We start from the raw sequence: 24,128 nt of genomic DNA on the forward strand, positions 1-24,128 counted from the left end.
ACCCGAAAATGGGTAATAACAACCAAATTCCTGCAATCCTCATGCCTGATCGAATCAGTTACACGTCGATTTTGCTGTTTTACTTATGAACTGTTCGTATTGTATCACCGTTCGTACACGGTTGCAACTACCAACTGCCAAGGCTTCATAAAATCTTCACTTTTACTCATCCTGCTGCTTTCGCTGTACCAGACGTTGAAGGTGAATCGTCAAATATCCGGCCTCGGCCGGGTAAACCGGCTTCTTCAGACGCCGCTCCATGATCTTTGTCAGCTTCCAGGCCAAGGAATAAATCTCAGGGTACTCCCGTTTGAGCAGACCGTCAAGCGCACTCGCCTCCTGAACCGCTTCCCCTCTGCGGACCCGTTCCAAAGCGAACCGAAGATGCGTTAACAGCCGGGAATAATCAAGCGAATCCTTCGGAATGACATAATCGAGCTGCTGCTCCACGGTATGTACCAGATCGGCGATCAGCTCCGAATGCTTGCGAACCTCCGATATATGCTGATTGGTAAGCGCCCCGTGAATATGCAGCGCAATGAATCCGATCTCTTCCTCCCCTAAATCGACCCCAAGCTTCTCATGGATCGTCCGAACCGCATACGCCGCCATTTTGTATTCTTCCGGATACATTTCACGGGTTTCATATAAAAAGGGATTATGAATATACAGTCCCTGGGCATGGCGTTTGATTGCAAAAGCAATATGGTCGGTCAATGCAATGTGAATATGCTCGTTCAGGGAAGAACCGCTCGTTTTCTCGGCGTGCGTGACAATCTCATTCATCGCCTCGATCAGCTTCTCATCGATATGCGGGACCAGCTGCTTATACTGCTCCTGTTCCTCCGGCTTGGTCAGAATGAACATTTTCTCCACGGCCGATACCGGAATCCGGTCCTTGTTCTTCTGACCGAAGCCGATTCCCTTGCCGATGACGACAACCTCTCCATGCTGGGGATGTATCGCTATGATTACGTTATTATTTAAAACTTTAGCCACTTGTAAGCTGCTCACATTCGCACCTCTTTTGATCAAACGCGTATACTCGGATATCTTATCAGAAATATGAGGTTGCGGCAAAAAAGAATACGATGTCCTCCATAATCACGGCTCTCCGGTCCTGCTCAAGCGGCATTCAATTCAGGGAAAAGAGAACTGGCTTGCCAGCAGGCTGCCGCTGGATGAACCCAGCATCCTTCATATCTCGAACGATTCCAGCGGCAGGCTGCCGGCTCTATGTTCATTCGCTCTAACCGGCAAGCTGACTGTCTATGCTGCATTCGCTTCAACCGACAGCTGACAGCTCTAAGGTCTATGCTGCATTCGTTTCAAATGGCAAGCCGTCCGGCTCTACTCTTCCTTCGCTGCACTCGCTTCAACCGGTACAAGCTCTGGTTCAATGGCAGCCGGCTTCTGGACCTCGGCCGGCTTCTTCGTCAGCCCTTGGATCAACGCCTCCACATCAATTCCCGATACGCTCTTGAGCATTTCAGGCGCGGTTGACATCAGCTCCGTTACATAATTGCTCACCCGAGCGGCGCCTTCGCCATTCCCTGTGTCGACAACCGTCAGCTTATCGATAGAAGAGATCGGCTGGGCAATTTTACCTGCAAGCTCAGGCAGCATCTTCACGATAATATCGAGCACCGCAGCCTCGCCGAACTTCTGGAACGCCTCGGCCAGCTTTTCCTTCGCATCCGCCTCGGCAATACCGCGCAGCCGGATAACCTCCGCTTCGGCAGTACCTTTCGCGCGCTCGGCATCGGCGACAGCAAGACCGTCCAGACGCTTTTGCTCGGCCGAAGCCTTTGCCTGTGTTTCGATCGAGTATTGGATTGCATCCGCTTCCCGCATTTTGCGCGCCTTCTCCGCTTCCGCAGCCTGCTCTACCGCATAGCGGTCCGCGTCCGCCTTCTTCTTCACTTCGGCATCGTACTGCTTCTGACGAACCATGATTTCTTTTTCCTGCAGATCGATTTCCCGCTCTTTGCGGACGAGCTCAACCTTCATCTGCTCCTCAACCATCGTCTGCTTCGCCCGAGCTTCCTGGATATGGTAGGCCTGGTCGGCTTCCGCCTTGGCCGTATCCTGCTCCTTCTTAAAGGAGGCGACCTTCAGTTCCTTCTCTTTCTCGGCTTCGGCGATATTGGTGTCGCGCAGAAGCTCGGCCTTCTGTCCTTCTTCTTCGGCGCGGGCCTTCTGAATCCGAGCATCCCGGACGGCTTCCGCTTCGGCGATCTCCGCATCCCGCTTTACGGTTGCGATCCGCGGTTTACCCAGCGCTTCCAGATAGCCGTGCTTATCCCGCACATCCTTGATCGTGAACGAAACGATTTGCAGCCCCATCTTCTTCAAGTCTCTCGCAGCGACCCCTTGAACCTCCTGGGCGAACTTGTCACGATTCCGGTATACTTCCTCAACCGTCATTGAACCGAGGATCGCGCGCAGATGACCTTCCAGCACCTCTTGCGCTTCGCCCTTCAGCGCCTCAATCGGCTTGCCCATGAATTGCTCGGCAGCTGTAGCCACGTCCTCAATGGAGCTGCCGACCTTGATGATCGCAACCCCGTCAGCCATGACGGGAACGCCCTGCTCTGTGTACACTTCCGGCGTCATCACGTCAAGCTTATGGGATAACAGCGAAACGAACTCGGACCGCTGAAATACCGGCAGAATAAACGCTCCGCCGCCTCGAACGATTTTGATCTTGCGGCCGGATTCGTCCTCCGAAATATTTTTGCTGCCGAGGAAAGATCCTGTCACGATCATCGCCTCATCCGGGCTGACCGTCTTGTAGCGAGCCCAGAATGCAAGGCCCAGCACGATCAGGACACCTACAACAATCGACGGAATAACCAAATACTCTGGCATGTTCTCATTCATCTCCTTTTCGTTCTTCCAGTTCGGACACACGGAGGACACCATCAACGACGTCGATGACCACGACCCGGATCCCGGCGGGCAGAACGCTGCGGTCAAAGCTTGAAGCAATATGCGTCGTATTGCCTGCGCCTACCTTGATCATGACTTCACCAAAGCCTTCGGCCGGCAGCGGTACCGTAACGACACCAATTCGCCCTGCCAGCTCCTTTATGGAGAAGCCCGTGGAATTCTCGCTGTTCTCCATCGGCTTGACATAGCCGAAGTAGACCATAATCGAGATCCCGATTGCCGCTAATATGGACAGCGTAATATGGGCTCCTGCCGCCAAGTCCGTATATTTCATCAGCATGATCCCGGTTCCGCCGAAGACGGTGATTCCTCCTGCAATCACAACCGGATTAAAAAAATCAACCGACAAAAAGTCCAGGAGACCGTCCAGCGCCGAGCTGAGAATATCTCCGAGCAGCACGGTGACGACGGCGAACAGAATGCCTCCGATCAGACAGCCCCAATATAACGCTTCCATGATGATTGCCCCCTCTCGAATCCCTCACTGTGTATAACAAGTAATACGGCAAAAAGTTTGCTAAAGTTTCAATTATTTGCCGTAATCGTATGGAAATCCCTTCATATCACCCCATTATACATGAAAAAAAGCCGCCCAGCCGTAGAATATTTCCACGTGAAGGACAGCTTCTTGGAAGGCTGCTTGCAGCCCCAATACTAATGTTTTAGCTTCATTGTTCCTAATCCGCTGAGCTTACAGCGACATTTTATAAATTTCGACAACATCCTCGCGCTGCAGCTTGCGGAAGTTACCGAAAGGACCGAAGCGCATCGCCTTGTCGGCCATGGCCTCAATTTCGGAGTCGTCTATGTTGTAGTCTCCCAGCGTACTAGGAGCCCCAATCGAGCTCCAGAAACGGCGGAGCGCCTCAATGCCTTCGAGTCCGGCCTCTTCGTCGGTCTTGCCGGCAGAATCCACCCCGAACACATTGACCGCAAGCGACTTGAAGCGTGCGGGCTGTGCTGGCAGATTATACTTCATCCAGTTCGGGAACAAAATCGCCAGGCCGCCGCCGTGCGGAATATCGTACACAGCCGATACCGCATGCTCGATATTATGGGTTGCCCAGTCGCCGGCCATCCCCATGTTAATCATGCCGTTGAGCGCCATCGTGCCGCAGTACATCACCGTCTCGCGCAGTTCGTAGTTTTCCAGGTCTTCGACCAGCTTCGGCGCCGTATCGATCATCGTGCGCAAAATCGTCTCGCAGAAGCCGTCCTGAACCGGGGTATTGGTATCCTGATGGAAATAATGCTCGAGAACATGGGACATAATGTCAACGATGCCGTATACCGTCTGATCGCGAGGAAGCGTGAACGTATGTACGGGATCCAAAATCGAGAACGCGGGATACGCCCACGGGCTTCCCCATCCCATTTTCTCCTTCGTTGCTTCGTTCGTGATGACCGAGCCCCCGTTCATCTCGGAGCCCGTTGCGGCCATGGTCAGTACGGTGCCAAGCGGAAGCGCTCCTTGCGGGGCAGCCTTGCGCTCGACGAAATCCCACATATCCCCGTCGTATTTGGCTCCGACGGCAATCGCCTTGGAGCAGTCAATGACGCTCCCCCCGCCTACGGCCAGGATCAGATCGATGCTGTGCTCACGGCAGAGCGAAACGCCTTTGTGGACCGTGGACAGACGCGGATTCGGCTCAACGCCGGCCAGTTCTGTTACGGATGCTCCCGCTTCCTTTAGCAAGGAGAGGACCTGATCATACAGGCCGCTTCGTTTGATGCTCCCGCCGCCGTATACGAGCAGTACGTTCTTGCCGTATTTCGACACTTCCTCCTTCAGGGCGCTCAGCTTGCCTTTCCCGAATATCAGCCGGGTCGGATTATGAAATACAAAAGGTCTCATGTTGCGTACCTCCAATAAGTGTAATGGGATTGTGCTAATGTGTCTTTGCTGCTCTATCATTTTACCCCATTCCCGTAGGACATAACAAACAGACACCTGACCGAGCGCAAGAGAAGCAATTGCATGCAAGGTTTGGCGCCATCCGTACCCTATCGTTTGGCCATGAAAAAAGCCGTCCCTATGCAAAAGGAGGTTCGAAAACCTGCCTGCGATTTGCATAGGAACGGCCGCTATAGGGGCTCATCCTTCAAGGCTGGTGCCAAAACGGAGATGAAGCTCTCTTAAGACGCTGCGCAGATGCTTTACTCCGGATGTTTTGCCTTCGGCTCCGGCATTTATCCCTGGTCCGTCACAAAGCCCATGCTGCTCAAGAAGCGCTTGAAGGCTTGCTGCCCTTCCGCTGTTTGTTTATAAACGCCTGCATGCTCCAGAATCGTGGTGAACTTCTGACCTACCTCCCGGCGTATCCACTCCGCGGCTTCCGCTTTGTCCGACGCGGCCGGCAGACGCTCCCGCAGGCTCTGAATCCATTCGCCGTGAACGGCAAGCGGGTGATCCGGCTGCCGACTGGCGGCGTAAAGCTCTTCGTTGCCGGCTAATATATCGGCGATCAAGTCAAGCTCCACCTTAAGCCGGCCCGGGAGGATGGCAAGTCCCATCACCTCGATCAAACCGATATTTTCCTTTTTGATATGGTGCATCTCGCGGTGCGGATGAAAAATCCCCTCCGGATACGCTGCACTCGTCCGGTTGTTGCGCAGCACCAAATCCATTTCATACCCGCCGTCCGCATGTCTTCTCGCGATCGGAGTCACCGTGTTATGTCGGACACGCGCTCCATCCGTCTCGCTAAAAGCCAGAATATCCGCTTCCGGGTCACTGTAGGATTTCCAGGCTTCGTAAATTTGGGACGCGCAATCCAGCAGCCGCTGCCGGTCCTTCGAGGCGAGCCGGATTACGGACATTGGCCATTTCACGATGTCGACCGATACACCCGGGAACTGCGAGTGGACGAACCCGAGTACGCGGGGGGCATTCTGGATCGGGAAGTTGTGCCGTCCCCCCTGGAAATGGTCATGCGTCAGAATGGAGCCGCCGACAATCGGCAAATCCGCATTCGAGCCAAGGAAATAGTGCGGGTATATATCCACGAAGCTCAAGAGGCGGGACAGCGTCTCCGTCGTCAGCTTCATCGGAACATGCTCCCGATGAAACACGATGCAGTGTTCGTTGTAATAAACGTATGGCGAGTATTGGAAGAACCACGGCTCCCCGTTCAGCTCAAGCGGCAGGATGCGCAAGTTTTGGCGGGCGGGGTGGTTTACCCTGCCTGCATACCCGACATTTTCGCGGCATAGCTGGCATTTGGGATAGACCGGCGGAGGAAGGAGCTTTGCCATCGCGATTTCCTTCGGGCTTTTTTCCGGCTTGGACAGATTGATCGTGATCTCGATATCCCCGTATTCGCTCGGATGCTTCCAATACTCGTTCTTGGCCACACGGTCCATGCGGATGTAATTGGAGTCGATGCTGAGGTTATAAAACCAGCTTGTAGCCGCCTCAATCCCCTGCTCCTCCTTCAAGATTTGAAAGGCCTGCTCCACTTCCGAAGGCCTTGCCATCAGCCGACCCATAATTTTGGCATCCAGCAAATCCCGGTACGTATCCGTATTTTCCGGGATGAGGCCATGAGCGGCCCCGTAATCGATCAGCGTATCGAGCAGGGACTGGGGTCCTTCAGGGACTTCATCCTTGACCTCTTCAAGGTACGGCTCGCTGAACCCGAAATCCTCCAGCAGGAGATTCCGGCTGTAGTCGACATCCGCCTCGCGGATCAGGCCTTTCTGCAGGGCATATTTCACCAGCATTTCGATCGCGTACAGGGCCTGCTTTGCTTCGGGAGTGCTTGCAGTTGTCATATCCATCGTTGATCTCCCCCTTGGATTTATCGATTCCCGTAACCATCCGGATGGCTGCTGTGCCATCTCCAGGCGCTTTCAATGATTTCCTCAAGCGTCGTACGCGCCGGCTTCCATCCGAGCACAGCGCGTGCCTTATCGGAAGAGGCCACCAGCACCGCCGGATCCCCGGCCCGTCTGGCTTCCATCACAACCGGAATGTCGGCTCCGGTCACCTTTCTCGACGTTTCGATCACTTCGTTCACCGAGAAGCCCAGCCCGTTGCCAAGGTTGAACACATTGCTGGGCTCCCCGCGCCGCAAATATTCAACCGCCCGCAGATGAGCATCCGCCAGGTCGCTGACATGGATATAATCCCGGACGCAGGTGCCGTCCGGTGTAGCATAATCGCTGCCGAACACCGAAATATGCGGTCGCTGCTTCAGCGCCGTCTGCAGCACGAGCGGAATCAGATGGCTCTCCGGCCGGTGATCCTCGCCGATCTTCCCGCTTTCATGCGAGCCGGCGGCATTGAAATAGCGAAGGGAGACATATTTGATGCCGAGCACCGTATCGAACCAGGCCATCATCCGCTCCATCATCAGCTTGGTTTCGCCGTACACATTCGTCGGCTGCGTCCGATCCGCTTCCTCAATCGGCACCTTCTCAGGCTCGCCATATGTCGCTGCCGTTGAAGAGAAGACGATCTTCCGGACATTCGCTTCATTCATCGCTTCCAGCAGACACAGCGTTCCATAGACGTTGTTGTCATAGTACTTGACAGGGTCCTTCATACTCTCGCCAACGAGCGAGTTTGCTGCGAAGTGGATGACGGCATCGATTTCATTTTCCGAAAACAGCTGCTTCAGCAGCGCCTTATCGCGCAGATCCCCCTCATACAGCTTTCCGCCAAGCAGCGCCTCGCGGTGTCCCGTCTCCAGGCTGTCGATGACAACCACATCTTCACCCTTCTCAAGCAGCTCTGCAACGGTATGCGAGCCGATATACCCTGCTCCGCCGGTTACCAATATAGCCATTTTAGTTGCCCTCCTTTATTTCATGAACGCCGTGACCAACGCCGCATACGTAGAAATCGGCTTTCAGTCCGGTTCTTGCCTCATACTTTCGGCCAACCTCTTCGATAAAGCGCTCCACCGCATCCTCATGAACAAGCGATACCGTACATCCTCCGAATCCGGCGCCGGTCATTCTGGAGCCAAGCGTGCCCGGTATCCGCTGCGCTTCCTCAACCAGGGCATCGAGCTCATCCCCGGTCACTTCATACAGATAGCGAAGCGAGTCATGCGATTGGTTCATGTATTGTCCGAATGCTTCCAGATCGTTATCCTTCAAAGCCTTCACCGAGTCGAGCACGCGCTGGTTCTCTTCAACAACATGCTGGGCCCGTCTGGATACCGTTTCATCCTTGATGGAGTCCTGAACATCCTTGAACTGCTGCGGGTTAAGCTGAGCCAGGTACGACAGCGCCGGAATTTCCTTCTGTAAAATTTCAAGCGCCTTGTCGCATTCGCTGCGGCGTTCATTGTACTTGGAATCTACAAGGCCGCGGCGCTTATTGGTATTGGCAATGACCAGCTTGTAAGCCCCCGTCTGGAAAGGAACGAGCTCATACTCCAGCGTATCGCACATGAGCAGAATCGCATGGTCCTTTCTTCCGTTGGCTACGGCAAATTGGTCCATGATGCCGGAGTTGACGCCGACGAACTGGTTCTCGGCACGCTGGGACAGCTTCGCGATCTCCACCGTATCCGTCTCCTTGCCTTCCATCGACAGGAGGGCATAGGCGGTCACAACCTCCAGCGACGCTGAGGAGGAAAGACCCGCACCATTCGGAATATCGCCATGGTAGAGCAGATCGTAGCCGCTGGAGAGCGTAACGCCAAGCTTGTTCAGCTCCACGATGACACCCGCCGGATAATCCGTCCATTCCTCCGTCTTGGTGCCGATATGCTGCAATCGGATATCCGCTGTGTGAGCCAGATTCGTTGAAGCCAGCGACAGCTTGTCATCGTCGCGCGGACGGATGATCAAGGTGGTGCCGAATTCCAGCGCCGCCGGAAGAACGTATCCGCCGTTATAATCCAAGTGCTCGCCGATCAGATTGACGCGCCCCGGCGCGTTGAATATCCGGGCCTGATGCTTGCTTTCACCGTGCTTATTCTTAAATGCTTCCATAAGTTGATTTGTGTCCACTGCCAATCACTCCATCCTGTACATATGGTAGATTTACTGATTCAAGTATAGCGAAATTGACGTCTGGCGGTAATGAAGTCTTGTGAGATACATATGGATTTATGTGACCTTGCAGGATACAATAAGGTTGGATTGCGGACAGCATGACAACAGCTCCATCCCTTGTAGCAAGCAAGCTCGACTCTATGTTAAGGAAGGTCATTTTATTGAAACCGACAACCTATTCTGTTGCATCGAACCCGGCCCAGCCGGAAGCCTCCAGGCTGAGAGTGCGGTTTGCCGGCGAAAGCCAGACGCTCCCCAGGCATGCGCTCGGGCCCAAAATATACGATCATTTCCTGCTTCATGTTATTGAATCAGGCCGCGGAACCTTTCGTACCGAGGCTGATACATACCCGCTCGGGCCCGGAGACTGCTTTCTCATTCACCCGGGGCAGCTTGTCAGCTACGTCTCCGACCACAACGATCCGTGGCGGTACCGCTGGGTTGCCTTTGACGGAGACGCCGCCGCCGTAGAGGTGGAAGCCACCGGCCTGCTGCCTGAGCGTCCGGTCCTCCACATGCCTAGCGAGAGCCGTATTCCCGGGTACATCTCGCGCATTCAGGCCGGCTTCCAGACGAAGGAGGAAAGCTCCCACGTGGCCGCCGTCGGCTACCTCTACCTCATTTGGGCCGAAATCATGCGGCTCGGCGGGCGCCCGGCACAGGTTCTGCTGGGCGAACCGCAGGTTCAGCGCACGGTAAAGCAAATGATCAATTATATGACTGCCCAGTATGCGCACCCCGTCTCGATCGAGCAGATGTGTGCGAGTCTCGGTTATAATCGCGCATATCTATCGCGCATCTTCAAGAAAGAAACCGGGATGACCCCCATCACCTATTTGCTCCGCCTGCGAATCGATCAGTCCAAGCGGCTGCTGCGCGAGCGTCCTGATCTGTCCATTGAACAGGTCGCCGCTTCGGTGGGCCTGACGGATCCGCTCTATTTCTCGCGCCAGTTCAAGCGCAGGGTCGGGAAATCCCCGTCCCGCTATCGCAAGGATATCGAGGATACCTCGGCTCAAGATCAACAAAAAAGCATCCCGAAAGGTCAACCATCTTGACCCGGGACGCTCTTCTTCCAAAGCAATCGATTATACCGTTGTTCTTAAAAAGCATCTCTATTAAAAGCTGCTGCCTGATGTCTAGGACGACTTATCCTCGGTCTCCGTCTTCAGGATCGCTTCGATCCGGTCGAGCTCCTCCTTGGAGAATTCCAGATGATTCAGGGCAGCTACATTATCCTCGATCTGACTCACCTTGCTCGCACCGATCAAGGCCGAGGTTACTCTTCCGCCCCGCAGCACCCAGGCCAGCGCGAATTGAGCCAGGCTCTGTCCGCGTGCCGCCGCCATCTGGTTCAGCGCCCGGATTTTGCGGAGAACATCCGGCGTGATGTTGCTTTCGTTCAAGAAGACCGACGCGCTGGCGGCGCGCGAATCGACAGGAACGCCATTCAAATATTTGTTGGTCAGAAGCCCCTGAGCGAGCGGCGTAAAGGCAATGCTGCCCACACCGTTCTCCTCGAGCACATCCAGCAGGCCGTTCTCTATCCACCGGTCCAGCATGGAATAGCTCGGCTGATGAATCAGCAGCGGCGTGCCGAGATCCTTGAGAATCGCGATTGCTTCCCTCGTCTTCTCAGGGGAATAGTTGGATATTCCGATATACAAGGCCTTCCCGGACCGGACAATGTGATCGAGCGCCATCATCGTCTCTTCGAGCGGCGTCTCCGGATCCATCCGGTGATGATAGAAAATATCAACATAATCCAATCCCATCCGCTTGAGGCTCTGATCGAGACTGGATACCAGATACTTGCGCGAGCCCCAATCGCCATAAGGTCCCGGCCACATATAATAGCCTGCCTTTGAAGAGATGACGATCTCGTCGCGGTACGCCTTCAGATCCCTGGATAGAATCTTTCCGAACGTTTCTTCCGCTGAGCCTGGAGGCGGTCCGTAATTGTTCGCCAGGTCAAAGTGCGTGATACCAAGGTCAAATGCGCGCGTAATCATATTCCGTCCGTTCTCATACGTATCGATGCCGCCGAAATTATGCCACAAGCCGAGCGAGATAGCCGGAAGCTTCAATCCGGATCGCCCGCAGCGGTTATAGATCATGCCTTCATAGCGGTCTTCGCTAGCCACATAGGTCACTTATATCCCTGCCTCTCGATTAAGGTTACGTCCGTTGCAAGAAATATCTTATCCTGTTTTGCCGCCCGTTGACAAGAAAACGATTACAGCTTGGTATGGATCAGCTTGTCAACCTCCGTCATGACCTCGCCGATGCGATCCGCGATCAGGAGTCCCGCCCGATGATCATACGGCGTAGGATCCGCATTCAGAAGGGCTACTTTGCTTCCCTGAAAGTAGGAAACCAGGCCGGCTGCAGGATGTACGGTCAATGAAGTGCCACCGATGATCAACAGATCCGCCGTCGAGATTTCCTGAATCGAGCGCATGAGGATCTTCTGGTCAAGCTCTTCCTCATATAATACAACGTCCGGTCTGATCACCCCGCCGCAGTCCGGGCAACGCGGAACGGTCTCCTTGATGTCCAGAATGTCCTGAAGGCTGAAAAACCGGGAGCATTCCATGCAATAATTGCGATGCACCGAGCCATGGAGCTCCAGCACGTCGGTGCAGCCGGCGCTCTGATGGAGACCATCGATATTTTGCGTAATAACTGCTTTCAGCTTGCCCTCGCGCGCAAGTCTCGACAGCAGGCGATGACAGCCGTTCGGCTGAGCATGGGGATGCAGCATTTTGCTCCGGTAGAAATCATAGAACACCTCAGGGTGCTTCATGAAAAATGAGTGGCTGAGCATAACCTCCGGCGGATACGGAGACTGATGCTCGCTCTGATACAGACCGGCTGCCGAACGGAAATCAGGTATTCCGCTCTCGGTAGACGTGCCGGCCCCTCCGAAAAAAACAATATAATCGCTTGCCTCAATCCATGTTGCCAACTGCTCGATCTTTTTCCTGTTCTCCACTCTTCACACCTCCACACAGCCATAATCGCTGTCGTTTCAGGATTTTGCTAAATTCGATTAAAGCCGCTCCCGGTACAATTTAGAGACGAACCAAACCCATTCGCTCTATAAATTGCTGATTGAAAGCCGCTCTTTGGATTTTATCAAAATCCTCACGTCTATCTATACACCTCTAGTTCATTATAATCGGAGATGACAACATCGGCATCTATCAAATGAGCCGCATCTTCGATATTGTCGCACAAGCCTACCGCCAGGGCTGCCCCCGCCTGCTTGCCCATCTGCATATCCGCGTTGCTGTCTCCGACGACCACCGCCTCCTCCGGCTTGATGCCGAGCAGCCTGCACGCCATCTCCGCCATGTCCGGATGAGGTTTGCCGTTTCGGACCTGATCCCGGCCGATGATAGCCGTAAAGAATGAGCTAAGGCCGAGCCACTCGATATGCTCCATCGCGGCCGCGGTGTCGTCCGACGTAACGACGGCCAGCTTCACGGATGCCTGCGTGCATTTCGTCAAAAATTGCTCGAGACCCGTCATCGGAAAGGCCGGCTTGCGGCGGCGGATTTCATACATGGCATTCTTCGTCATTTGCTTGACTTGAGTAATCGCCTCGTTCCACGGCATGCCTGCGGCATATAGCTGCCAGGCGAGCATGCCCGTCGTTTCCTCCACGGTCCCCATGGCCAGCGGGCCGGTAACATCATAACCGCAGATCTGCCCTTTCGCATCATGCTTCGTCCCGAGCACCTGCTCCCGGGGGCTAGTAAAACCGGCCCCCATCATCGCAAGCTGCTTCTCCATGGAGTCCAGCACATATTCCGCCCATCCTCCCCATAATGTCAAGAAATGGAGCAGCGTACCGTCTTTGTCAAACAGAATTCCTTCACAAGGCACCGATTGTCCCTTTCCTGATATTTGCAGTTTCGGCAATGGATGACCCTCCCCGGTCGTCAAGTTCTACTATTATTAAACCATGAATCGGACGCGGATATAAGCTAAAATCCATCCGAATTTTCCAGTGTGCCGTTCAAACGAAAAACTTCCAATCTTTAGTCAAATATTGTGATTCATGACAATTGAGGCGTGGTAAGTAACAGATACAGCAAAGCAATGATGTCAAAATAAGGAGGATTGGTGATGGCTCAGAACAATAACCGCAAGATGACTAGAGAAGAAGCCGGCCGTTTAGGCGGCGAAGCTACGGCTAAAAATCACAGCCGGGAATTTTACCAGGAGATCGGTAAAAAAGGCGGGCGGGCGACGTCACGCAACCACAGCCGCGAGTTTTACCAGGAAATCGGGCAAAAGGGCGGCGAAGCTACTTCCCGGAATCATTCCCGAGAGTTTTATCAGGAAATCGGCCGCAAAGGCGGACGAAAATAATATAAGTACGAAACGACCTATTTGAACAACCTCTATAAATAAGCAATCCGGGAGGCCTGTTCCCCAATTTGGGGAGCAGGCTCTTTTTTGCCGCGCAGACCCTCGCTCCCTCCATCGCTTCCTATTAATATCATGTAGAAAAACCTACCTTTTTGTGATAGACTCATTTAAAACCTATTTTCGGTGTTAAGAGGTATCCGGCTGCTTTGCCGGAAGACCGCGCTAAAGCGCAACAATTCATAATAGATCTGGGGGGAAACAAGACATCATGACAACCAAAAAAATGCGTTCAGACATGATCAAAAAAGGCTTTGACCGCGCGCCGCACCGCAGCCTTCTGCGTGCCGCAGGCGTTAAAGAGGAAGACTTCGGCAAACCGTTTATCGCGGTGTGCAACTCTTATATCGACATCGTTCCAGGCCACGTGCATCTCCAGGAATTCGGCAAAATCGTTAAGGAAGCCATCCGCGAAGCCGGCGGTGTTCCATTCGAATTCAACACGATCGGCGTGGATGACGGCATTGCAATGGGCCATATCGGAATGCGCTATTCCCTGCCAAGCCGCGAAATTATTGCGGACTCCCTGGAAACGGTCGTATCCGCACACTGGTTTGACGGTATGGTCTGCATCCCGAACTGCGACAAGATTACGCCTGGAATGCTCATGGGCGCCCTGCGCGTCAATATCCCGACGGTATTCGTCAGCGGCGGTCCGATGAAGGCTGGCGTGGACAGCAAGGGACGCAGATTGTCGCTGACCTCCGTCTTTGAAGGCGTCGGCGCTCACCAAGTCGGCAAAATCGACGATAAAGAGCTGCTCGAGCTCGAACAGTACGGCTGTCCTACCTGCGGCTCCTGCTCCGGCATGTTCACCGCCAACTCGATGAACTGTCTGGCCGAGGCTCTCGGTCTGGCGCTCCCGGGGAACGGTACGATTCTGGCCATTGCCGAGGAACGCAAGGAGTTCGTAAGACAATCGGCGAAGCAGCTGATGGAGCTCGTGAAGATGGATTTGAAGCCGCGCGACATCGTAACGATCGAAGCGATCGACAATGCGTTTGCGCTCGATATGGCTATGGGCGGTTCGACCAATACCGTTCTGCATACACTCGCCCTTGCGCATGAAGCTGGGCTGGATTACCCGCTGGAGCGGATTAACGAGGTGGCTGACCGCGTGCCGCATATCTCCAAGCTGGCTCCGGCTTCGGACTATTTCATCGAGGACGTGCACACGGCCGGCGGCGTCAGCGCCGTGCTGAATGAGCTGCTGAAGAAGCCGGGCGCGCTTCACGGGGACTGCATTACGGTAACCGGCAAGACGCTTGCCGAGAACGTGGCCGGATGCGAAATTCAGGACACCGACGTCATCCATCCGATCGACCGTCCTTATTCCGAACGCGGCGGCCTGGCCGTGCTGTACGGCAACCTTGCTCCGGAAGGCTCGATCATTAAAGTAGGCGCAGTCGACCCGTCGGTTGGCGGCTACCACAAGGGTCCTGCCATCTGCTTTAACTCGCAGGAAGAGGCACTTGAAGGCATTGCGAACGGGAAGGTCAAGGAAGGCCACGTCGTCGTGATTCGCTACGAGGGTCCGAAGGGCGGACCGGGCATGCCGGAAATGCTTGCGCCTACCTCCCAAATCGCCGGTATGGGCCTTGGAGCGAAGGTCGGCCTGATTACGGACGGACGCTTCTCCGGCGCATCCCGCGGCATCAGCATCGGCCATATTTCACCGGAAGCGGCTGAGGGCGGCCCGATCGCATTCGTCGAGGACGGGGATATCATCGAGCTTGATCTGAACAACCGGACGATTCAGCTGCTCGGCGTAAGCGAAGAAGAAATGGCTGAGCGCCGCAGCAAATGGGTCGAGTTCCAGCCTAAAGTGAAAACAGGTTATCTGGCCCGCTACTCCAAGCTGGTTACGAACGCAAGCTCCGGCGGCGTCATGAAAATCTAATACAACAAAAGGGTTACTCCCTCAGATCATAGCGGTCTGTAGGAGTAACCCTTTATTTTTTCGAAAATAATTCTGAAATGAATCTGTCATTATTGCATAGGTTCGTACCCTGATATGAATCTGTTACCATTACATTCTCGATGCAGTGGCACCCGCTATCGTTAAGTCCACAACCTGCTCTTGCGCCAGCTCATGAGGCTCTTCGGTCGGCGGCTTAACCGAAGGCGTCCGCTTTTCCGCGTAGCGCTCAATCAGTACCTCCACAGGCATCATCAGCATTTTCGGCTCCATGACCTGGCTTCCTTCCTTCAGTCTTGCTTGGCCCTTCGGATGAATCACGCTTAGCAGAAGCTTTAGGTACAGACGTGTCGAGCTTGCAAACAGTCCGGACGGAAGATCGAGCACATGGAATCCGAACTGCTCGGGTCCGCGGGATATCATGCTGACCCCGTACAGACCGCGAACTTCCTTAAATTCGGGCCGTTCCAGCACCATATTCGCCAGAGTCGGCAAATCCTTCTGCACCGCACGGATCATCTGAATGGCCAGCTGCATCTCCGAACGGGAGCGGCTGCCGATCTGGTATAGCTTGCGATTGTCAAAATGAAGCTCCAGCACCTGATCTCCTTTATCCAACCGGGTGCCGTCCTCCATCACGACCGGCTTGCCTGTATAGGCACGCTTGCGGAAATGAAGCATCGGATCGTCAGGCGTGACGGTTTCCAGCGAGAACAGGGCGTGAAATCCCTTTTCCCACAAGAGCCAGACAGAGACGAGCATACGCTTCAGGAGGGACACCTTCTTCACCTTCGACTTGCTTTCCTTGGCCATCATTTCGTCCACGCGGATACTTCTCATTCCTTTCTGCTGTGCGACCTCCAGCACCCGCTCCAGCGCGATGAGCATCTGCTCCGGCGCATCCGGATTGGCACCCATGGTTGTGCCGCAATCGTGCAGCAGCATGACCTCCCCGCCGCGAAGCTTGGCCAGGATTCGCTCCGTCAACCGGTCGGCACCGATTTTGCTGCGCCAGTCACTGAACATGGAGGACCACAAAATGATCCGACATCCCGTATTCTTGGCAAAATCGAACAGATTCACAATTCCCCAAGGCGGCCGATAATAGGTCGAACGTTCACCGGTTATCTCGTAAATGATATCATCCGTCCGCTTCACCTGCTTGCGGACCGTGACCGGTCTCATCAACCAGTTGCTCTTATGGACATAATTGTGGATCCCGATCAGATGGCCTTCTCGGTGAATCCGTCTGACAACCTCCGGATGCTTCTCGGCATGGGAACCGACAACAAAGAAGGTTGCCTTCATATCATACCGCTTCAATAAATCAAGCAGTCTTGGCGTATATAACGGATCTGGACCGTCGTCAAAGGTCAAGGCAAATTCATTCGTGCCTGAGCCTCGGCGGAATACGCGGAAACCGAATATCCGGGTCAGGATGCCGGGAATAAATGCATAAAACGATGAAAGATAAAACAACCATAGCAGTAGTGTCTGCATGCTAACTCCCCGCTTTTTATTTCTATTTCTAAGTAACTCCCCTATATTATTTTAGCATAGCACATTGAGAAATAGGCTTTTTTTTCTTAAATCGTGTACAATGGTATCAATTATTATAGTTTAAAGGAGCCGATACTCTACTATGCTTCCCTTGTACAAAAAATATTGGAGAACCGCATTCGATATTGGTTTAATCGTACTCACCGTGTACCTGATTATGTTCATATTCAGTAAGCTTTACCAGATAGCCGCCCCTGTGTTCCTGTCCTTTCTGGTATTTCTGATTATTGAACCGTTCTCCAGATTTCTTCACCGAAGGGGCCTTCCAAAGCCCTTTGCCGCAGCGATATCGGTTCTGCTCTTCCTGCTGATCATCCTCGGGATCTTGTTCGGAGCGGGAGCAATCATTGTATCCCAATTCCTGCACCTTCAAGATAATCTGCCGGACTACACGAGGACCCTTCAGCGCCATTTCTCGGAAACGGTATTGTTCCTGCAGAATAAGCTGGAGGCGCTGCCGCCGGATCTTACGCTTCGTTTGAACGGATATTTTGAGGACATCACCAACATCGCGACCGAGGCGGCCCAATCGTTCCTACATTATATCGTCGGCTTCATGGGTTCGTTCTCCGCTTTTATCGCTAATTTCGGGGTCGCGATTATTCTCGCCTTCTTCTTGAGCACGGAAATCGGGAGCTGGCGCAAAATTGCCAAAGATAAAACCCCGAAAACCTTCAAAACCGCATTCCTGTTCCTGAAGAATAACGTCTTCAAAGCGATCGGTTCCTATTTGAAGGCACAATTGAAGCTGGTGAGCATCACGTTTGTGATCGTATATATCGGGTTGCTCATTCTGGGAACGGGGAATTCCTTGTCCATCGCATTGATTTGCGCCGTGTTTGACGTGTTGCCGCTGCTTGGCGTTCCCGTCATTCTTATTCCATGGATTATCTATTTGTTCATCGTCGGCAACACGGGGCTTGCGGTCGGCTTGATCGTTCTTCTTTCCGTGGTCGTCATCTCCCGCCAGCTGCTGGAGCCGAAGATCACGGGCAATTCCATCGGCGTGTCGTCGGCATTTCTCATGCTGTCCTTCATGATGATCTCCCTGTCGATATTCGGGGTCGCAGGGCTGATCCTGGCGCCGATTCTGCTCATTCTTATTAAAGAGCTGATTGCGCAAGGTTATCTGCAGCAATGGATTCATCTGCCAAGCGAAGAATTCGATGTCTCCCCATGGGAATTTACTCCATCGCCGGACAAGCCCGAAACGGATCCCGCTTCCGATTCGGATCCCGATTCAGTTCACGATTCCGATGACGATCCAGATCCCGATTTGGATCCGGACTCCAACGAAGCGAGCAAGTCTGCAACCTGACCGAAGATGTCGGTTGCCTGATTGCGGCTGTTCGGACTCCGATTCTCGACCAGCACAGCGATCGCATAACGAGGTTGCTCCACAGGGCCGTACCCGATAAACCACTGGTTATTTCGGGGACGGCCCTTTATCGTTACCTGGGCGGTTCCCGATTTGCCTGCCAGTTTCCATTTCCGGTCTTTTAAGGAGGAGCCTGTCCCATCCTGAACAACATCCTCCATCCACTCCAGCAAAATGGATGAGGTTCTTCGGGAAATCCCTCCCTTGGCCGGCCGTTCTGCCAGCAGGTTTGCCTCCTTAAGCAGCTGTCCGTTGGCATAATGGATCTGCTTCAGAATGCGGGGCCTCGTCTTCACCCCGCCGTGAAGCAGCGTCACAACCGCATTCGCAGCCTGGAGCGGCGTAACCGCCGCATCCCGCTGTCCGATCCCCGTTTGTACCCGCACACCGGCATCACCCGCATCGGCCTTGTCTGAGAAGACGGTCCCTTTCTGTTCAAGATCCAGCGGCCGCAAGGTGGGGAGCCCCAGAAAATCTCTGGCCTCCCAGCCGACGGTTTGACCAAAGCCAAGGGCCGCTGCCGCCGACTGCATTTGGGACGCCGTCAACCGCTCTGAAAGTGCAGCAAAGACGACATTGCACGATTCCGCGAAGCCTTCGCGCAGTCCGATCGTCCCATGTCCCCCTTCCTTCCAGCAGGACAGCCCGAACTTCCCGTACTCCCCATCACAGTGAAACACCTCGTCCTCTGTGCTCAAGCCGTGCTCGAGAACCGCCGCAGCCGTGACCAGCTTGAAGATGGATCCGGGTGCCTTCGCCTTGATCCCGCGATTTTCCCAGGCCCCGTCTTCAGGCTGAATCGACTCCGGATTGTAAAAAGGCCTCGATACCATCGCTACGATATCCGCGTTACGGGTGTCCAAAACAACGACGGCCCCCTCCTTCATGCCTGCGGTCTCGGTCAATTGCTCGATCCCTTGCTGGATCTTAGCGTCCACGGTGGTGACGACGCGCAGCGGATAATAGGGATTGCTGGGCGCCTTGACCATCGGTTTCAGATCCTGTATGACTTCATTGCCGCTATTAACGGGATAATACACAATCGTTGAACCATCGCCCCGGATCAGCGCATCCAAGGTTTTTTCCAATCCGCTGGTCCCCGTAATCTCCGGTTCATCTTGATAAAACAGGCTTTCTTTTCGCTGACCCGACACGAATCCCAGCCACTGCATGCCCGACTGCCGGTTTCCATATCGCTGCTCGTAAGGAAGAATTTTGACCTTGGGCAGATGGAGCTCCTGAATTTGCCGGATCTGATCCTTGGACAAGGTAAGCGGAATGGCAGCATTTTTTCCATGCCACAGTTGGGGCTCCCTCTGTTTCCCCCACACTTGCTTCAAATGCTTCGCATCCGTTCGCAGGATCTTGGCAAGGCGATCGATCTGGGTTTTTGAATCGTTTAGCTCCTTCTCCGTTACAGGGAACAAGACGGCTGCCCATGTGAGTCCGCCTGTCAGGGCTTGTCCATGCCTGTCGGTAAAATGGCCTCGCCCGGAATCGAGCACGATCCCTCTCTCGCGCTGAATAAGCGATGCTTCCACCATCGTATGCCGGCTCCCCGGCACCCGCTGATGCTTCATCACCAACTGGACCCATGCCAGGCGAACCGTCACGATCATCAGGAGCACGGTCAATATGATCCATCCGTATTTTATTCTTCGGTTACGGACCAGCCTCATCAATTCTCTACCTCCACGCGAATCGTTGATGTCCATTATTTCCATTTGCATCGGGAAACAATCCCACCATGCTTACAGACTTAGGATTCGCGTGAGCCCTTAGTATTGACCAAATCGCCTAAATTAATGGCTTTCTTCTTAAAGCCCGTCCTATCGCTTCATAACCTTGGTTGCTGCCGGAATGAAGGGCATAGGTTGCTTTCGGCTCGGAGCGAATCAGAGCGAGATACGGATCGAAAACGCGAGATACCGAGCGGGATACGGAGCGAAAACGCGAGATACCGAGCGGGATACGGAGCGAAAACGCGAGATACCGAGCGGGATACGGAGCGGGATACGGAGCGGGATACCGAGCGGGATACCGAGCGGGATACCGAGCGAAAAAACAGGAGCCCCGGTCGCTTCGACCTGCGGGCCCCTGTTTTTTCGGATTACAGCCTAAAACGCGATAGCGTCTCTTTAAGCTCATTGGATACATTTTCAAGCTTGGTGGATAGATTCACCAGCTGATTGCTGACGCTCTGCTGCTCCGTAGAGAGGGAAGCAACCTCCTCCGATGTTGCAGAGGATTCCTCGGCCACGGCGCTCACATTCGTCATCGCTTCCGACAGCACGCTTTGGGATTGATTCAGCTCGTCAATGGAATACGTGACCGAATCCAGCCGTTCGATAAACTCGACCATTTGCTGCTGGACCGATACGAAGATATCGTTCGTTTCCTTGACGGCATCGATCTGGCCCTTGAACAGCGGATTGGCATCAAGCAGCACTTGGACCGTCTCGTTCATTTCAGCCATGATGCGGTCCGTGATCTGACTTACCATGTCGATCGATTGTCTGGACTGGTCCGCAAGCTGCCTGATTTCATCGGCTACGACCATGAATCCGCGTCCGGCGGCACCGGCTCTGGCAGCTTCAATCGTAGCATTCAACGACAGGATATTAGTCTGCTTCGTAATATTCTGCAATACATCCAACACTTTAGCTACCGAAGAAGTCGTCTCCTTGAGCCCATCCACCTTATGCATCATGGAGCGTGTCATATTCTCGGTCTGATGAGTCTTATCAAGCAAGTCGCTTAAATGCTTCGTGCCGAGCTCACTCGCGCTTTCAACATGACGGGCCGATTTGCCCATCTCCTCATTGGCATTCACGACGATCTCCATCTGCTTCGAAATATTGTTCGTCAGATCGCTGCCCCGTTCCGCTTCCACAGCCAAGCTGCTGGCTCCGTTCGCGATTTCTTCCGTGGCGATGGCGATCTCCTTCGCGGAAAGAGCCGTCTTCTTGGAAGCATCGCTAAGCTCCGCAGCGGTCTTCAATACATCCTGAGCCGTGTTGTTCGTCTGCTGTACGAGCGAAGTTATCTGCTCCATCATATCGTTGAAGCTCGCGGACAGCTGACCGATCTCATCCTGGCTCTTATGATCGGTGCGGACGTTCAAGTTGCCCTTCGCCCCTTCCTTCATCAGAAGGTTGAGCTTGCCCAGCGGACGGGCGATCATCCGCACCATCCATAATCCGATCAGGATCGCCACGATCACGTCAACAACAGCGACAATCAGCGTAATCATCAAGATGCTGTTGGCATCCTTCGTCAATTCGCCGGTCTGTACGGCGCCAATCAATCTCCAATCATTGATGCCCAGCGTATTGTAAACCGCAAGAACTTCTCTTCCGTTCGCATCCTGAGTTCTCAGACTGTCCGTCTTCGACTCCTCAGAAAGCTCCTTCGTAAAGGTCCACTCGGTCGGAGCGGCAACCTGATCAGGCTTCGCGGACGATACAACCGTCCCGTCCGGGCTTACGAGCTGAAGCTCCCCGTTGTCTCCGAGATCGATGCCCTCCAATTGCTGATCGAGGATGGACGAATTCAGCTCGAACATCACGACATATTTGGAGTTCAGGTTGTTCATGGAGCTTAATGCCCGTGCCACCGTAAAGTACGGCGCTCCGCTGTCCTCCGCCGACGGCAGCCATACGACCTTCTTGGTCCCCTCGATAAGCTCCTTGTACCATGCCTGCTCAAAGACGGTCTGCGATGCCTTCGAGGATTGTCCTGCCGAGAAAATCCGCTCCCCTTGGGCTGGAATCAAATACATCGCCCGGATTGAAGAATCCGAATTGATCTGATTGGAAAGCTTGTCCCGGATTTCCCGCTCCATCGTAAATCGATCATAATCGCTCAGATTCGTGCCCGATACTTCATCAAGCAGCTTCTGCAGTTCAACATCGTAGAATATCGACCGGCCTGCGCTCTCATACTTCTCCAGGATGATGTCGATCTTCTCCGAGGTCTGAATGATGGTCTGCTGGTTGGCATTCGCCGCATTCTTCTCAATCGTGCTTCTCGCCTTGTCATAGGACAACCAGCCTAATACGATAACGAAGAAGACGATGGCCGCAAAAAAGATCAAAAACAGCCGGATCCCGACGGATTTCGATGGATTGACCGGCATCCGCGCTACGGCTGCCCCCATGGAAGAAAACATGGACTTGGCATTATGTATTCCTTGTGAAACCGAAGGGCTCTTCTTGGTCTTATCCCCGTTCTTCTGCTTCCCTCCGGGTTTCTTATCTTTCTTCGGCTTCTGTTCATGCTGTTCTACTCCTGACATTTTGCTGTTCACCTACCACAATCATAGTATTAAATCTTGGATACGTTATCAAAAGGATCCGCGTAACGTATTCGTTACTTTATATTTCGTCAATTGGGGGTGTTTTCCTTTGGCTTTTCGCAAAAAAATAATCTGTTTTTCCTAATTATTTTTAATAAAAAAGAATCCAAGGTCCGTCTAACGACCTTGGATTCTTTTTTGTGTAGTTCCATAGAACCATAAAATTCTAATTTTTGCGTTTTCGCATCATGTCAAAGAAGCGCACCGGCTGATCCACTTTCATCCGCACCAGCTGCAGCGGATGGCGGGCTGCATCCAGTTCTTGACCGTGCTGGTCTTCGATCCGGCCAACAGCCTGTTTAAAGAACGTTCCGTCCGGACCGAAAAACTCGATTTCGTCGCCCGGCTTGAAATGATTCCGCTGCTGGATCACGGCAATTCCGGTCTCCTCGTCATACTCCATGACCAATCCGGCGAAATCGTAAGGGACGGCCTTTTCTTCCGGCTCGTAGATATGATCCTCATGATCCGGCGTATCGTAGAAAAATCCGGTATTGAGCGGGCGGTTGGCCGCCTTATTAATCTCCTCGATCCATTCCGGCTTCAATACATAATTCTCCGGATCGGCCATGTAGGAGTCGATTGCCTGCCGATAGACGTTCACGACCGTGGCTACATAGTGAATGGACTTCATCCGGCCCTCGATCTTAAAGCTGTCGATCCCCACTTCAATGAGATCCGGAATATGCTCCAGCATGCACAGATCCTTCGATCCCATCGTAAACGGATTGTCCTGCGGCTGAAACAGCGGAATCTGGGTCACTCCCGGCTTGAACGGGGCAGGCGCAGGAGCGGCCTGCTGCATGAGCTGGTCTTCTTCGGATACCCAGCCTGCCGCATCCTCTCTTCCGTCTTCGAACAGATCGTATTTCCAGCGGCAGGACTGGCAGCAGCCTCCGCGATTCGAATCCCGATCGGTGAAATGGTTCGAGAGCACGCAGCGGCCGGAGAACGAGGAACACATCGCGCCATGGATAAAGGCCTCGATTTCGATATCGACATGCTCCTTGATCGTCGCGATCTCTTCAAGGCTCGTCTCCCGGCCCAGAACGACGCGGGGGAGCCCTTCATCCTTCCAGAATTTCACTGCCTGCCAGTTGAGCGTTGATTGCTGGGTGCTCAGATGAACCTCCAGCTTCGGTGCAGCTCGCTTAGCCACCTCTATGATCGCAGGATCGGCGGCGATAATGGCGGCAATACCCGCATCCTGCAAGCTCCGCAAGTATTCCTCGATTCCTTCAATATCTTCATTATGGGCATAGATGTTCGTTGCAACGAACACTTTTGCACCATACTTGGCCGCAAACTCTACGCCTTCCTTCATTTCCTCAAAGCTGAAATTATCCGCATTGGAACGAAGGCCGTATTTCTGTCCGCCAATATATACAGCGTCTGCACCGTAGTGCACCGCAAATTTCAGTTTCTCCAAATTTCCGGCCGGGGCGAGCAGCTCCGGCTTGTCCAGGCGATAGCGTTTGCCTTTGTATTTTGGCTGTGCCATAGCTTCCATGCTG

General features: G+C 53.7%; 17 protein-coding genes and 1 pseudogene. 4 read left to right on the top strand and 14 right to left on the bottom strand.

The window, feature by feature from the left end:
• Positions 1-162 precede the first annotated feature (162 nt).
• From NSQ46_RS21865 to NSQ46_RS21895, 7 genes are all read right to left on the bottom strand, one after another.
• Positions 163-1,014, bottom strand: a complete 852-nt coding sequence (locus tag NSQ46_RS21865) for a PRD domain-containing protein (protein WP_007129279.1) — start codon at positions 1,012-1,014, stop codon at positions 163-165.
• Between the two features lie 336 nt (positions 1,015-1,350).
• Positions 1,351-2,871: a flotillin family protein gene (locus tag NSQ46_RS21870; protein WP_341034053.1), complete on the bottom strand. Its 1,521-nt coding sequence runs from the start codon at positions 2,869-2,871 to the stop codon at positions 1,351-1,353.
• Between the two features lie 4 nt (positions 2,872-2,875).
• Positions 2,876-3,409 carry a hypothetical protein gene (locus NSQ46_RS21875; protein ID WP_007129277.1) on the bottom strand — a complete coding sequence of 178 codons (534 nt, stop codon included), beginning with the start codon at positions 3,407-3,409 and terminating at the stop codon, positions 2,876-2,878.
• A gap of 234 nt (positions 3,410-3,643) precedes the next feature.
• The gene (locus tag NSQ46_RS21880; protein ID WP_007129276.1) at positions 3,644-4,807 is read right to left on the bottom strand and encodes an iron-containing alcohol dehydrogenase; all 1,164 of its coding nucleotides are present in this window, start codon (positions 4,805-4,807) and stop codon (positions 3,644-3,646) included.
• Between the two features lie 335 nt (positions 4,808-5,142).
• On the bottom strand, positions 5,143-6,732 hold the full coding sequence (locus tag NSQ46_RS21885; protein WP_341034055.1) for a UDP-glucose--hexose-1-phosphate uridylyltransferase: 1,590 nt from the start codon (positions 6,730-6,732) through the stop codon (positions 5,143-5,145).
• 20 nt (positions 6,733-6,752) lie between these two features.
• Positions 6,753-7,742, bottom strand: coding sequence for a UDP-glucose 4-epimerase GalE (gene galE, locus NSQ46_RS21890; RefSeq protein ID WP_144870983.1), 990 nt, complete (start codon positions 7,740-7,742; stop codon positions 6,753-6,755).
• Between the two features lies 1 nt (position 7,743).
• Complete coding sequence (locus tag NSQ46_RS21895) at positions 7,744-8,919, bottom strand: galactokinase (RefSeq protein WP_028405013.1); 1,176 nt, start codon at positions 8,917-8,919, stop codon at positions 7,744-7,746.
• A 185-nt stretch (positions 8,920-9,104) separates the two neighbouring features.
• On the opposite strand from NSQ46_RS21895, the gene NSQ46_RS21900 reads away from it, so the two are divergent.
• Positions 9,105-10,022, top strand: a complete 918-nt coding sequence (locus NSQ46_RS21900; protein ID WP_342574671.1) for an AraC family transcriptional regulator — start codon at positions 9,105-9,107, stop codon at positions 10,020-10,022.
• An 81-nt stretch (positions 10,023-10,103) separates the two neighbouring features.
• On the opposite strand, the gene mgrA is transcribed toward NSQ46_RS21900, so the two are convergent.
• The 3 genes from mgrA to NSQ46_RS21915 form a co-directional block, all read right to left on the bottom strand.
• Entirely contained in the window at positions 10,104-11,117 is a 1,014-nt protein-coding gene (gene mgrA, locus NSQ46_RS21905) for an L-glyceraldehyde 3-phosphate reductase (protein ID WP_007129271.1), read from the bottom strand.
• Between the two features lie 83 nt (positions 11,118-11,200).
• Complete coding sequence (locus NSQ46_RS21910) at positions 11,201-11,959, bottom strand: NAD-dependent protein deacylase (protein WP_210095596.1); 759 nt, start codon at positions 11,957-11,959, stop codon at positions 11,201-11,203.
• A 158-nt stretch (positions 11,960-12,117) separates the two neighbouring features.
• Positions 12,118-12,891, bottom strand: a complete 774-nt coding sequence (locus NSQ46_RS21915) for an HAD family hydrolase (protein WP_007129269.1) — start codon at positions 12,889-12,891, stop codon at positions 12,118-12,120.
• Between the two features lie 207 nt (positions 12,892-13,098).
• On the opposite strand from NSQ46_RS21915, the pseudogene NSQ46_RS21920 reads away from it, so the two are divergent.
• Together NSQ46_RS21920 and ilvD are read left to right on the top strand one after the other, a co-directional pair.
• Positions 13,099-13,335, top strand: a pseudogene (locus NSQ46_RS21920) (general stress protein); the annotation flags it as partial.
• Between the two features lie 277 nt (positions 13,336-13,612).
• Positions 13,613-15,301 carry a dihydroxy-acid dehydratase gene (gene ilvD / locus NSQ46_RS21925; protein WP_007129267.1) on the top strand — a complete coding sequence of 563 codons (1,689 nt, stop codon included), beginning with the start codon at positions 13,613-13,615 and terminating at the stop codon, positions 15,299-15,301.
• A gap of 129 nt (positions 15,302-15,430) precedes the next feature.
• Here ilvD and NSQ46_RS21930 read toward each other — a convergent pair whose 3' ends face one another.
• A complete protein-coding gene (locus NSQ46_RS21930; protein WP_028405009.1) occupies positions 15,431-16,819 on the bottom strand; it encodes a polysaccharide deacetylase family protein in 1,389 nt (462 codons plus the stop codon).
• A 142-nt stretch (positions 16,820-16,961) separates the two neighbouring features.
• Here NSQ46_RS21930 and NSQ46_RS21935 point away from each other — a divergent pair, with 142 nt between their 5' ends.
• Positions 16,962-18,197, top strand: coding sequence for an AI-2E family transporter (locus tag NSQ46_RS21935; RefSeq protein WP_210095595.1), 1,236 nt, complete (start codon positions 16,962-16,964; stop codon positions 18,195-18,197).
• Here NSQ46_RS21935 and NSQ46_RS21940 read toward each other — a convergent pair.
• From NSQ46_RS21940 to NSQ46_RS21950, 3 genes are all read right to left on the bottom strand, one after another.
• The gene (locus NSQ46_RS21940; RefSeq protein WP_342574673.1) at positions 18,125-19,936 is read right to left on the bottom strand and encodes a penicillin-binding protein 2; all 1,812 of its coding nucleotides are present in this window, start codon (positions 19,934-19,936) and stop codon (positions 18,125-18,127) included. The two genes, NSQ46_RS21935 and NSQ46_RS21940, sit on opposite strands and share 73 nt — an antisense overlap.
• Before the next feature lie 431 nt (positions 19,937-20,367).
• Positions 20,368-22,554 carry a methyl-accepting chemotaxis protein gene (locus NSQ46_RS21945; protein ID WP_007129263.1) on the bottom strand — a complete coding sequence of 729 codons (2,187 nt, stop codon included), beginning with the start codon at positions 22,552-22,554 and terminating at the stop codon, positions 20,368-20,370.
• Between the two features lie 226 nt (positions 22,555-22,780).
• Positions 22,781-24,124 (bottom strand): U32 family peptidase, encoded by a 1,344-nt coding sequence (locus NSQ46_RS21950; protein WP_007129262.1) that lies wholly within the window; start codon positions 24,122-24,124, stop codon positions 22,781-22,783.
• Between the last annotated feature and the right edge of the window lie 4 nt (positions 24,125-24,128).

It is taken from the genome of Paenibacillus sp. FSL M8-0142 (assembly GCF_038597315.1).
Lineage (GTDB): Bacteria > Bacillota > Bacilli > Paenibacillales > Paenibacillaceae > Paenibacillus_AQ > Paenibacillus_AQ lactis.